This window comes from Clostridium sp. LIBA-8553 (genome assembly GCF_057782465.1).
In genome coordinates this window covers 773,471-786,475 of record NZ_CM173489.1, presented here as the reverse complement: position 1 = coordinate 786,475, position 13,005 = coordinate 773,471, and the positions used below count along the sequence as shown (strand labels likewise).

10 protein-coding genes are annotated in these 13,005 nt (G+C 30.4%); all 10 read right to left on the bottom strand.

Annotated elements, in window-relative coordinates:
* Positions 1–6 precede the first annotated feature (6 nt).
* A complete protein-coding gene (purH, locus tag AC2JAQ_RS03285) occupies positions 7–1,512 on the bottom strand; it encodes a bifunctional phosphoribosylaminoimidazolecarboxamide formyltransferase/IMP cyclohydrolase (RefSeq protein WP_488457889.1) in 1,506 nt (501 codons plus the stop codon).
* Positions 1,513–1,524: 12 nt separating this feature from the next.
* On the bottom strand, positions 1,525–2,139 hold the full coding sequence (gene purN, locus AC2JAQ_RS03280; RefSeq protein WP_488457888.1) for a phosphoribosylglycinamide formyltransferase: 615 nt from the start codon (positions 2,137–2,139) through the stop codon (positions 1,525–1,527).
* A complete protein-coding gene (purM, locus tag AC2JAQ_RS03275) occupies positions 2,127–3,128 on the bottom strand; it encodes a phosphoribosylformylglycinamidine cyclo-ligase (RefSeq protein WP_488457887.1) in 1,002 nt (333 codons plus the stop codon). Before purM ends, purN begins: the two co-directional genes overlap by 13 nt.
* Entirely contained in the window at positions 3,129–4,577 is a 1,449-nt protein-coding gene (purF, locus tag AC2JAQ_RS03270; protein ID WP_488457886.1) for an amidophosphoribosyltransferase, read from the bottom strand.
* Between the two features lie 249 nt (positions 4,578–4,826).
* Positions 4,827–5,534, bottom strand: a complete 708-nt coding sequence (gene purC / locus AC2JAQ_RS03265; RefSeq protein ID WP_488457885.1) for a phosphoribosylaminoimidazolesuccinocarboxamide synthase — start codon at positions 5,532–5,534, stop codon at positions 4,827–4,829.
* On the bottom strand, positions 5,534–6,013 hold the full coding sequence (gene purE / locus AC2JAQ_RS03260) for a 5-(carboxyamino)imidazole ribonucleotide mutase (protein ID WP_488457884.1): 480 nt from the start codon (positions 6,011–6,013) through the stop codon (positions 5,534–5,536). The genes purC and purE overlap by 1 nt, the downstream gene beginning before the upstream one ends.
* A gap of 246 nt (positions 6,014–6,259) precedes the next feature.
* Positions 6,260–10,063 carry a phosphoribosylformylglycinamidine synthase gene (locus tag AC2JAQ_RS03255; protein ID WP_488457883.1) on the bottom strand — a complete coding sequence of 1,268 codons (3,804 nt, stop codon included), beginning with the start codon at positions 10,061–10,063 and terminating at the stop codon, positions 6,260–6,262.
* A gap of 264 nt (positions 10,064–10,327) precedes the next feature.
* Positions 10,328–10,633 carry a hypothetical protein gene (locus tag AC2JAQ_RS03250; protein ID WP_488457882.1) on the bottom strand — a complete coding sequence of 102 codons (306 nt, stop codon included), beginning with the start codon at positions 10,631–10,633 and terminating at the stop codon, positions 10,328–10,330.
* A 95-nt stretch (positions 10,634–10,728) separates the two neighbouring features.
* On the bottom strand, positions 10,729–11,463 hold the full coding sequence (locus AC2JAQ_RS03245) for a DUF4184 family protein (protein WP_488457881.1): 735 nt from the start codon (positions 11,461–11,463) through the stop codon (positions 10,729–10,731).
* 284 nt (positions 11,464–11,747) lie between these two features.
* Positions 11,748–12,848 (bottom strand): HRDC domain-containing protein, encoded by a 1,101-nt coding sequence (locus AC2JAQ_RS03240; protein ID WP_488457880.1) that lies wholly within the window; start codon positions 12,846–12,848, stop codon positions 11,748–11,750.
* Positions 12,849–13,005 lie beyond the last annotated feature (157 nt).

The window sequence follows — 13,005 nt, the reverse complement described above, 5'->3', positions numbered from 1 at the left end:
ATCCTCCTAATGTTTAAAATGTCTAACGCCTGTAAATACCATACTTATTCCATGTTCGTCACAAGCTTCTATTGATTCTCCATCTCTCATAGAACCACCTGGTTGAATTATTGCCTTTATTCCATTTTTAGCAGCTTCATCAACACAATCTCTAAATGGGAAGAAAGCATCTGAAGCTAGTACAGCTCCACCTTTTCCTCTGTCTAAAGCTTCTTTAGTAGCCCAAATTCTATTAACTTGTCCACCACCGATACCAGTAGCAACTCCATCTTTTACAACTACTATTGCATTAGATTTTACATATTTAACAACCTTCATTCCAAAGATCATATCTTTTAATTCTTCTTCTGTTGGTTGTTTTTTAGTTACCACATTTAAATCATCTAATAACTTGGTATCTTCTTCTTGAACTAATATTCCACCATCTACTGTTACCATATAGTTTTTAGCTTGTGGTGTATTATTACATTTTATAACCCTTAAATTTTTCTTAGTTCTTAAAATTTCTAAAGCATCTTCATCAAAATCTGGTGCTGCCACAACCTCTAAGAATATTTTAACCATCTCTTCTGCTGTAGCCTTATCTATTTTTCTATTTATAGCAACTATTCCACCAAAAATTGAAACTGGATCTGCATCATGAGCTTTTAAGTAAACTTCCTTAGAGTTTTCCCCTACAGCTACTCCACAAGGTGTGTTATGCTTTAACGCACAGCAAGCTGGTTCTTCAAATTCACATGCAACTTTCCATGCTATATCTAAGTCTTTTATGTTGTTGTAAGATAAAGCCTTGCCATTTAAAATGTCAAAACTATTCATAGCACCATCGAATTCTGTTGAACTATAGTAAGCAGCTCCTTGGTGAGGGTTTTCTCCATATCTAAGATCTTGTATCTTCTTATATGAAACTAAAAGATATTCTGGATACTCTTCTTCTCCTTCTAACAAGAAATTAGAAATTGCAGCATCGTAAGCACTCATTAAGTTAAATACCTTTCCTGCAAGAGTTTTTCTTAATTTAAATGAAACTTCGTTATTTTCCTTAATTTCATTTATTACTCTTTCATAATCTTTTTTATCTGAAAGAACTACAACATCTCTAAAATTCTTAGCAGCCGCTCTAAGCATTGTTGGTCCACCGATATCAATAAACTCAACCTTTTCTTCAAAACTTAAATCTTCTCTAACTTTTTCAAAGAAAGGATATAAATTAACAACTACATAATCAATTGTGTTTATTTCTCTCTCTTCTAGAGTTTTCATATGCTCTTCGTTATCTCTTATTGCTAATATTCCAGCATGAACTAAAGGATGTAGAGTCTTTACTCTTCCATCTAACATCTCTGGGAAGTCTGTTATTTCACTTATTTCTTTAACCTCTATGTTATTTTCCTTTAAATATCTATAAGTTCCACCACTTGAGATTATTTCTACATCTCTATCTCTTAAAAATTTTGTAAGTTCTAAAACTCCATCTTTATCAAAAACACTTATTAAAGCTCTCTTTTTCATGAAAAGACCTCCCTAGTTTAATATTTTTACTCTTCCATTATGAATTTCTATTTTTTCTTCACATAAGTACTTAACAATCTTAGGTAGTAATATATGTTCTTTCTCCAACACCTTTTTTTGAAGACTTTCTGGAGTGTCTTCAAAATCAACTTGAACTATTTCTTGTCCAATAATAGCCCCTCCATCAACTTCATCATTAACAAAGTGAACTGTACAACCAGAATATTTTACTCCCTTTTCTATAGCTGCTTTATGTACATTTATTCCATACATCTTGTTTCCACAGAAAGAAGGAATAAGAGATGGATGGATGTTTATTATCCTATTCCCATACTCTTCTAAAAGCTTTCCTTTTAATATTGAAAGATAACCAGCTAATACTATTAGATCAATATTATTTTCTTTAGCAAGTCTTAATATCTCATCTGAAGTATTCTCTCCAAACTCTTTTCTAGAAACAACTGAAGTTTTTATTCCCTGTTTTTTAGCTCTTTCTAAAGCATAAATTCCTTCCTTACTTCCAATTACCAAGGAAACTTTACCATTTATATTTCCATTCTCTATATTATCTAAAATTGACTGAAGATTAGATCCACTGCCAGAAGCTAATACAGCTATTTTATACAAACACCTTCACCTCCAGCCTTTATATATCCAATTTCAAAGGCTTTTTCTCCACTTTCTGAAAGCTCTTTTAAAACTCCCTCAACATCTGCTTCATCAACACATAAAACAAAGCCTACTCCCATATTGAAAGTATTGTACATTTCTTCTTCACAAACTCCAAGCTCCATAACTTTTTTAAATATTTCTGGAACCTCATAACTATTTCTTTTTATTACTATACTAAGCTCTTCTCCACTTAACATTCTTGGAAGATTTTCATAAAATCCTCCACCAGTTACGTGAGCCATTCCCTTAATACTAAACTTTTCTATAAGGTTTAATACAGGTTTAACGTAAATTTTTGTAGGAGTTAATAACTCTTCCCATATAGCCTTTCCATTAAAATCTTGATCTAAGTTTTTAAATACCTTTCTTATAAGAGAATATCCATTTGAATGAACTCCTGAAGAAGCAATTCCTATAAGCTTGTCACCAGGTTTTATATCCTTACCATTTATGATTTTATCTTTATCTACTATTCCTACTGCAAAACCAGCAATATCATAGTCACCTTCTTTATACATACCTGGCATTTCAGCAGTTTCTCCTCCAATTAAAGAACAGTTAGATTGAATACACCCTTCTGCCACTCCTTTTACTAAATCAGAAGAAACCTCTGCTTCAAGCTTTCCACAAGCTATATAATCTAAGAAGAATAAAGGCTTAGCTCCATGACATAAAATATCATTAACACACATTGCAACACAGTCTATTCCGACAGTATCAAACTTTCTTTTTTTACAAGCAATATCAAGTTTTGTTCCAACTCCATCTGTTCCAGAAACTAAAACTGGCTTTTTATATCCCTCTGGAAGTTCAACCATACCTGCAAAGGAACCTAGGCCATTTAACACATACTCACTCATTGTTTTTTGTGCATATTCCTTTATAAGCTTTACTGATCTATATCCTTCTTCAATATTTACTCCTGCTTCTTTGTAAGTTAACATCTAATTCTTCACCCTTTCAAGATTATCCTCTAAAGCTTCCATAGGTGCTGCTACTGGATATACTCCATTAAAACATCCTACACAGAAATTTCTTCTTCCTTCAAAGCTTTCGTACATGCCTTCTAAACTTAAATATCCTAGAGAATCACAACCTATCATTTCTCTAATCTCTTCCACACTTCTATTTGCTCCAATTAATTGACTTCTATATGGTGTATCAATTCCAAAATAACATGGATATTTAACCATTGGTGATGCAACTAAAAAGTGAACTTCTTTGGCACCTGCTCTTCTTAAAGATTCAATCAAATGCTTTGAAGTTGTTCCTCTAACAATAGAATCATCTATTAAAACAACTCTTTTACCATTTACATTAACCTTTAAAGGATTAAGCTTTACAGCCACAGCTCTTTCTCTAATTTCCTGTGATGGTGATATAAAAGTTCTTCCTACATATCTATTTTTCACAAATCCTACATCATAAGGAATTCCTGAAGCTTTGGCATACCCCATAGCCGCCGGTATTCCTGAATCTGGAACAGCTACTACAATATCAGCCTCAATTGGATGTTCCTTAAACAATATTTCCCCTTGGTTGACTCTTGTAGTTTGAACATCTAAACCATCTATAATTGAATCAGGTCTTGCAAAATATATATATTCAAAAGCACAAGTTTGACAAACAGTGTTTTCTGAATATCTGTAACTCTTAATACCATTTTCATCAATAACTACAATTTCTCCTGGTTTTATATCTCTCACAAACTCTGCTCCAATTGTATCTAAAGCACAACTTTCTGAAGTTAATATATATCCCTCTTCAAACTTTCCTAAGCATAAAGGCCTTATTCCGTGAGGATCCCTTATTCCTATAAGCTTATTTTTTGTCATTATTACCATAGCGAAAGAACCCTTTACTGCTGATATAGCATCTATAACTGCTCTCTCAATCCCATTATTATTAGCTCTTTTAGCAATCAAACTTATAAGTACTTCAGAATCAACGCTAGTATGGAATACTTGTCCCCCATCCTCTAAAAGGCTTCTTATTACATCAGCATTAACTAAATTGCCATTATGAGCAGTAGATATAGGACCAAGTTTAGTATTACTAACTAGAGGTTGTGCATTTTCAACCGTCTTAGCTCCAGCCGTTGAATATCTAACATGTCCTATTGATATATGACCATTAGCTTCTCTTAATCTCTCTAAATCACAAGGTTCAAAGGCTTCTGTTAAAACCCCTAACCCTTTATGAACCTTTATCTCTTCTCCATTTGCTACAGCGATACCTGCACTCTCTTGTCCTCTATGCTGAAGGGCATAAAGGCCATAATAATTTATAGAAGCAACATCTATTGGTTTATTTGCGAAAACTCCAAAAACTCCGCATTCATCTTTGAATTTATCATTTTGTGGATCCATAATATCAAAATTTGGCTTCACCATATTTTCTACTCCTCTTACCTAATTACTTTTAAGAAATTAATACTTAAATATTTTTAGATATGCTCCAAGAACTACTTAATTTCACAAAGTATTTCTATCATATATTCCAGAATAATATCTAAAGCTTCGAAACTTGCTTCGCTTCAAACATCTCAGCTTCTTAACGATATTATTCTTCCATATATGATGAAATACTAATTGTTCATTAAGATGTTCCTATTCGCTATATCTAAAAATTATTTATAAGTTTTAATTTCTTAGTCTATTTAAAACCTCTCTATAGCCATTGATTACATTGCCCATATCTCTTCTAAATCTATCTTTATCCATTTTTTCTCCAGTTGTAGCATCCCAAAATCTACAAGTATCTGGTGAAATTTCATCTGCTAATAATATTTCTCCATCACATCTTCCAAACTCTAATTTAAAATCTATTAAGTTTATATTTTGCTTTTTAAATGCTTCCTTTAAAACGTCATTTACTTTAGCAGTTATTTCATAAATTTTATTTAATTCCTCAAAAGTTGTAGCTCCAATTCCTACAGCATGATAATCATTTATTAATGGATCTCCTAAAGAATCATCTTTATATGATAGTTCAAAAACTGTAGTTTTTAATTCATACCCTTCTTCAAGACCTAATCTCTTAGCCATGCTACCCGCTGCAACATTTCTAACTATTACCTCTAAAGGAACAATCTCAACCTTTTTACATAATTGGTCTCTTTCATTAAGCTTTTCTACAAAATGAGTTTTTATTCCCTCTTTATTTAACATTTCAAAGATAAGACTTGTGATTTCGTTATTTAATATTCCTTTACTCTCAATCTCTGCTTTCTTTTCTCCATTAAAAGCTGTAGCATCATCCTTATAATGAACAATTACCATATCCTCTTTATCTGTTGCATATATTTTTTTAGCTTTTCCTTCATATAACATTTCTAATTGATTAACCATTATAACTCTACTCCTTCTCCATTTTCTTCTATAAATTTGTGTTTCATGTCAATTCTAAATTGAACTAGTTTTTCTCTTAGTTCTGGATATTTTAATGAAAGCATTTGAACTGCTAACATACCTGCATTGTAACTATTATTTATTCCTACAGTTGCTACTGGAATTGATTTTGGCATTTGAACTATTGATAATAATGCATCCATTCCTTCTACTGCCGCTCTTACTGGAACTCCTATTACAGGAAGTATAGTATGAGAAGCTATAACTCCTGGAAGATGAGCCGCTAACCCTGCTCCTGCTATAATTACTTCACAGCCTTCTTTTTCAATCTTTTCTAAAGTTTCAAGAAGTTTTTCTGGAACTCTATGAGCTGATAAAACATAAGCATTATACTCAACTCCAAATTCTTTAAGAGCATTTGCCGCTCCCTTCATAACATCTATATCTGACTTACTTCCGAAAAATATTGCTACTTTCATTAAAATTTCCTCCCTATACTTTTTTATTAAGTTATTATTGTTTTTAGATATGCTCCAAGAACTACTTAATTTCACAAAGTATTTCTATCATATATTCCAAAATAATATCTAAAGCTTCGAAACTTGCTTCGCTTCAAACATCTCAGCTTCTTAACGATATTATTTCTCCATATACGATGAAATACTAATTGTTCATTAAGATGTTCTTATCCGCTATATCTAAAAACAATTTAAAACTTAATAAACCTATTTTCTAAAATAATCTACACCTGCTTTGAATAATTTTTGGTCAAATTCTCCTGGTATGTTTTTATAAAGATTTTCTCCTATTCTTTCTGAGTGCCCCATTTTTCCTAGGATTCTTCCATCTTTACTTGTTATGCCTTCTATTGCTAAGCTTGAACCATTTGGATTATATGGCATATTCATAGTTGCATTGCCTTCTAAGTCAACATACTGAGTAGCTATTTGATTATTTTCTGCTAACTCCTTTAATAAACTTTCTGGTGCAACAAATCTTCCTTCTCCATGTGATATTGGAATCTTGTGAATTTCTCCAAGTGAAACCTCATTAAACCATGGAGATTTCTTAGAAGTAATCTTAGTTCTAACAATAGATGACATATGTCTATTTATATTGTTATAAGTTAATGTTGCCATATCTTCTTCAATATCAATTATTTCTCCGTATGGAAGAAGTCCTAATTTGATTAAGGCTTGGAAGCCATTACAAATTCCTAGTATTAGCCCATCTCTTTCATTTAGAAGTTTCATAACTGAATCCTTTATTTTAGGATTTCTAAATATTGTAGCTATAAATTTAGCTGATCCATCTGGCTCATCTCCTGCTGAGAATCCACCTGGTAACATAATTATTTGAGCTTGATCAATTTCTTTTTTAAGCATATCTATTGAATCAATTAAAGCTTTTTTATTTAAATTTCTAATAACGACCTCATGAACCTCTGCTCCTTCTTTTTCGAAAGCTCTTCTACAGTCATATTCACAGTTAGTTCCTGGGAACACTGGAATAACAACCCTTGGTTTTTCTACTATTGTTATTTTTGATTTAAGTTTTTCTTTTCCTATATGCACTTGTCCATTATCTAAAATATCTGCCCCATCTTCACTATTGCTTATTAAATCTGAAACACATCCCTCTTCATTTTCTATTTTAGATTTAAATACATCCTCAAGTTTTTCTTCATAACATTTTTCTAACTCTCTTAATGAAACTTCAAAATCATATTCCTCACACTTTATAACATCAGCCACGATTGTGCTTCCTATAACCTTATAATTAGTTCCCTTAAACTCCTCTTCAAGGTTAACCCCTTCTTTAACCTCTAAGATTAAACTTCCATAATTAAATCCAAAAAGCTCTTCTTGAGAAATCCCCTTTAAATCTGCCCCTATTCTATTTCCTAAGGACATCTTAGTAACCCCTTCTGATACTCCTCCAAACTTAAGAGAATATGCCGAAATTACTTTTTCTTCTCCTATTAATTCATAAAGCTTTTCTAAATTATTTTTGAACTCTTCCATATTTAAAGTTCCATCTTCTAGTCTTTCAGCTTTCATAAGAACTAAACTTGATCCTACAGTCTTAAACTCAGGTGAAATTACTCTTGAAGCTTTTTCAAGACCTACTGCAAATGAAACTAAAGTTGGTGGAACATTTAATTCTCCAAAACTTCCTGACATTGAGTCCTTACCTCCAATTGCAGGTAATCCTAAATCCATTTGAGCCTTGTAAGCTCCCAATAAAGCTGAGAAAGGTTTACCCCATTTTTCTTTATCTTTTAATAACTTCTCAAAATACTCTTGGAAAGTTAATCTAACCTTTCTATAATCCCCTCCCATGGCAGCTATCTTTGTTACTGACTCAATAACTGAATAGAATGCCATATGGAATGGACTCCATACCCCTAAATAAGGATTAAATCCATAAGTCATTAAGGAAGCTTCTTTACTTTCTCCTCCTAATACAGGAATTTTAGCAGCCATCCCTTCAGCTGGTGTTAATTGGTACTTTCCACCTAAAGGCATAAGCACTGTTCCTCCACCTATAGTTGAATCAAATCTTTCAATTAAACCTTTTTGGCTACAAACATTTAAATTTCGTAGTGATTCAATCCATTTTTCTTTAACATTTGATTCCTTAACTCCATAAGGATATTCACTTGGTGATTTTACTTTTAAAGAAATTTCTTGTTTTGCTCCATTTGTATCTAAAAAGGTTCTTTTTAGATCAACAATTGTTTTGTCTTTCCACATCATTCGCAATCTATCTGTATCTGTAACCTCTGCCACAATTGTAGATTCTAAATTTTCTTCTTCTGAAAGTTCTATAAATCTCTTGGCATTCTTAGCTTCAACAACAACTGCCATTCTTTCTTGAGATTCTGATATTGCAAGTTCTGTTCCATCTAACCCGTCATACTTCTTAGGAACCTTATTTAAATCTATATCAATCCCTCTGCATAATTCTCCAATGGCTACTGATACTCCACCAGCTCCAAAATCATTACATCTTTTTATCATTTGAGCTACTTCTTTATTCCTAAAAAGTCTCTGAATTTTTCTCTCTGTTGGAGCATTTCCTTTTTGAACCTCTGCTCCACATTGATTTATTGATTCCTCAGTATGTTCCTTTGAAGAACCAGTAGCCCCTCCAATACCATCTCTTCCTGTTCTTCCTCCAAGAAGTATTACTAAATCTCCTTTTGAAGGCTCAAGTCTTACAACATTCTCTTTTGGTGCCGCTGCTATGACTGCTCCAACTTCCATTCTCTTAGCAGCATAATTTGGATGATAAATCTCTGCTACTTGACCTGTAGCAAGTCCAATTTGGTTCCCATATGAACTATATCCATGTGCAGCTCCTAAAGTTATTTTTCTTTGAGGCAACTTTCCCTTTAAAGTTTCCTCAATGCTAACTGTTGGATCTGCTGCCCCTGTTACCCTCATAGCTTGGTAAACATAACTTCTTCCTGAAAGTGGATCCCTTATAGCTCCACCTAAACAAGTTGCTGCCCCTCCAAAAGGCTCTATTTCTGTTGGGTGATTATGTGTCTCATTCTTAAACATTAAAAGATATTCTTCAATTCCCTTACCTGTTTCTATTTCTATATTTATAGAACAAGCATTTATTTCCTCTGAAACATCTAAGTCATCAAGCTTTCCCCTTTTTCTTAGCTCCTTCATTGCTATGGTAGCTAAATCCATTAACTTAACATCTCTAGTTTCTAGGTTATCTTCATAAACATAAGCTCTTGAATTTTTATAATCTTCATAAGCTTTTTTAATAGGTTCTGAATATTTTCCTTCTTCTATTTCAACATCCTTTATTATTGTTTCAAAAGTTGTATGTCTACAGTGATCTGACCAATAAGTATCAATGACTTTAATCTCAGTTATTGTTGGATTTCTATCTTCTGATTTAAAATAATCTCTTATCAGCTTTAAATCTTCTAAACTCATAGCTAAAGAGTGATTTGTGTGAAATTCCTTAATCTCTTTTTCTGAAAAACTTAAAAAACCATTTAGAATCTCAACCTCTTTGGGTTCATCTAATTTATTATCTAAAACTTTTGATAATGGATTAACTTCTCTTGAATCAACAGGGTTAATATAATAAGCTTTTATCCTATCAATATCTTCATCACTTAAATCGCCTTTTAAAACAATAATTTTTGATGATTTAACAGGAACTTTTTCTTCCTCAGTAAGAAGCATTATACATTCTGAAGCTGAATCAGCTCTTTGATCATACTGTCCTGGTAAATATTCAACACCAAAAGCTTTTTCATCTTGTTCAATTTCAAAAGTTTCTTCATAAACCATATCTACTGGAGCCTCTGACAAAATAGTATTCACAGTCCTTATGTACTGCTCTTCTTCCATATTTCCTAGTATGTATTTATTTAAAACTCTTACATTCTCTAAAGCTTCTACTCTTAAATTATCCTTAAAATCTTTAAGTAATATCTGACTTTCAACATTAAAACCAGCCTTTTTTTCTACAAATACCATTCTAATACCAGACATTTTAATCCCCCATTCCAAATACGAACATTATTTATGATTAAATATTAATCATTCGTTAATTAAACATTATCACTACAAACACGTACTGTCAATAGTTAAAATTATTTAAACGTTCGTCTTTGGACGATCTTAGATAGATTTATTACGTTTTTAATTTTAAAAGTTCGTGTTTTGAATAATAAAAAAAGAACAGACTTTAATTTAATTCTGTTCTTCTATATAATCTATGATATTTAATTTTCATATTTTAAATCAAAATTTGATTTAAAAACTATTTCTATTTGAGTTATAGATACAAATTCCAGCAATAGCTCCTATTATACCGATAGTTATTAATCCAGGTATTTTAAACACATAAGTTCCTAAAAAATAAACAACTATAATTAATATAATAGCTATAATAACATGGACAATCCATTCCCACTTAAGATTTATTTTAAAAACTCCAAAAATTTTGTTTGATAATCTATATTTTTTATCAATAATTCCACATATAACTGCAAAAATAATTGCTGACACAACAAATACTAAGGCTTCTAATATGTTTTGTATTAAAAGAATTTTATCCATACTCTCGTTCCTTTCAATTGATACTTAATAGCTATATTATACCATTTAATGCAACTTTAAGTGAACTCTACTTTTAATACCGAATAATATATAATCTAATTTTTAAATGTAGCAATAATAATCCCAATAAAAATTCCATTTATAATTGCTACTACTAAATTACCTACTCCATAACTTATATTAAAATATCTAAAAACTGAATAACTAAAAAATAAAACTATCATGGTAGCACAGACTATTATTAAATGATAAATTAATTTATCTTTAAACTCTTTATGCCCCCATAAAATTCTATTTCTAGTATCTCTAAGTTTATAAAGAAACCATAACACTATAATTATTCCAACTAAAGTACTTCCATGCTGTAATAAACTGTATCCATAAATATTATAATTTTCTAAAGTTAACACCTTTTTTTGAAGAAAAGAAATATGTTCAACAAAAAAACCTGTTTTATGAGTAAAAGCATCCCATATTATATGAGTTATCATTCCTAATAAAGCTGAATATATAAATACAAATCCATCTTTCCAAGAATGTAACCCAAATTGTTCTGTTCTTAAATATCCGTACCATCCATCAAAAGGTCTTGGTAAATTACTTATTAAAGGTCCCTTTATAAAATTATGAAAAACATAAGCTAATAAAATGCATAAAGGTAAATTTAATATAAAAAAGCCTAAAATCTCATGGCCTAAATTACCATATGGTCTAAAATTTAAAAAGTATAAAAAATCAGGTGCCATACTCCCTAAAACTAAAGCTGTAAAATTGAATCTTTTATTTTTCAAACAAAGTACAGCTGCCGGATGTGCAGGCGTAAAAGGCATATCTGCTCCCCCTTCATATGTTAAATGTTATCCCATTATAACATATAACGATTGTACTAAAAACGATTAATAATTTTCTTTTAATCCATTAATTTCTAACTGAAGTATTCTAATACCTATTTTAAAACTATTTTTTCTTTCTAAATACATAATAACATTTATACCTAGTATTATTATGAAAAATAAAATTCTATATACTAATTCTTTTGATGAAACCATTAAAAAGAAAAGTATAACGTTAGACAGTAGCAGAATTAATTCTTTTTCTCTAATCAATTTTATTTTTAATTTAAAACTCCTATAATTTCTTCGCCATATTTATTAACCTTTACTTTACCAAAACCTCTAACTTTTAAGAGTTCTTCCTTAGTTTTTGGCATTTTATTTAAAATATCTTCTAGTGTTTCATCATTAAAAATATAATACGCTGGTAGTTTCTCTTTTATTGCAAAGGAAATTCTAACTTTCTTAAGCTTGTTCCTTAATTCCTCTTCATTTTTATATTCAATTCTATCTTTGCTTTTTAAATTATTTTCTTTTTTTAAATAATCATATTCTTCAGAGCACTCCTTAGTAAATTGATTTTTATTATTACCTTCTAATTTCTCTTCCAAACCTTCTTTTTCAATAAAATCAACTTCACTTAAAGAATATTTTTTATAATAATCAAATTTCATAGGCTTGTTGTTCTCCACTAGAAAGTTTCCTATTGAATACATAAGTTTATCTAAATTTATAACATCCTTTAATTTTTTATGATATTGAAGTTTTGAATTTATAAAAGATGTTAATTGATCATATTTTATTATTTGAGATTTTATTTCTTTTGGTGCTCTATATTTATTTATAACACTTTTTGAATTTGCAATTACTACACATGAATAAACTGGTACTCTTTTAATTATTTTATTTTTCTTTAAATACTCCGTTAATATTCTAACATGTCTTTCATTCTGTACTACTGGACTATATATCCCTTCTTTTTTATAAACTTTTCCTGTTTTATTTTTAAAGTATCTTATGAACTCTCCAGACTCATTTATACTTATATCTCCAGTTAATTTTTTAGTTTCTAGAACTAAAATAAAACTCTTTGTTATTAGGACATAATCCATTTGAGCTACTGCTTCCCCATCTTCTATTCTAATATCATGCAAAGCTAACATAGGAATAAAGGAGTTTTTTATTTCATAACTAACATTTTTCTCTCCCTCTATTCCATAGTTTAAATACATAATATCTCTATCTATAAAATTCTTTTTTTCACTTTTCACTTTACAACTTAACTCTTTTAAGTCTTCTAATTGTCTATTGTATTCACTAAATTCCTTAAGCCATATAGGACCTTTTATAGATGAAATTCCAAAAAAAAGTTCCTTCAACATAAGCAACCCTCCTCCTAATTGTTCATTCACATTGTAGCATATTTTGTAACATTTTGTTAATATTTCATTATTTATCTAAATAAAAAAATAAAGAGTGTCAGATATATTTGTTATTAAAATATATCTAACACTCAAAAATTTCTCATATAAGTGAATT

What these genes read in the sequence shown, in the direction of transcription:
- purH (WP_488457889.1), bottom strand. Translation starts at nt 1,512, where the DNA reads ATGAAAAAGAGAGCTTTAATAAGTGTTTTTGATAAAGATGGAGTTTTA.
- purM (WP_488457887.1), bottom strand. Translation starts at nt 3,128, where the DNA reads ATGTTAACTTACAAAGAAGCAGGAGTAAATATTGAAGAAGGATATAGA.
- purF (WP_488457886.1), bottom strand. Translation starts at nt 4,577, where the DNA reads ATGGTGAAGCCAAATTTTGATATTATGGATCCACAAAATGATAAATTC.
- purC (WP_488457885.1), bottom strand. Translation starts at nt 5,534, where the DNA reads ATGGTTAATCAATTAGAAATGTTATATGAAGGAAAAGCTAAAAAAATA.
- purE (WP_488457884.1), bottom strand. Translation starts at nt 6,013, where the DNA reads ATGAAAGTAGCAATATTTTTCGGAAGTAAGTCAGATATAGATGTTATG.
- AC2JAQ_RS03255 (WP_488457883.1), bottom strand. Translation starts at nt 10,063, where the DNA reads ATGTCTGGTATTAGAATGGTATTTGTAGAAAAAAAGGCTGGTTTTAAT.
- AC2JAQ_RS03250 (WP_488457882.1), bottom strand. Translation starts at nt 10,633, where the DNA reads ATGGATAAAATTCTTTTAATACAAAACATATTAGAAGCCTTAGTATTT.
- AC2JAQ_RS03245 (WP_488457881.1), bottom strand. Translation starts at nt 11,463, where the DNA reads ATGCCTTTTACGCCTGCACATCCGGCAGCTGTACTTTGTTTGAAAAAT.
- AC2JAQ_RS03240 (WP_488457880.1), bottom strand. Translation starts at nt 12,848, where the DNA reads ATGTTGAAGGAACTTTTTTTTGGAATTTCATCTATAAAAGGTCCTATA.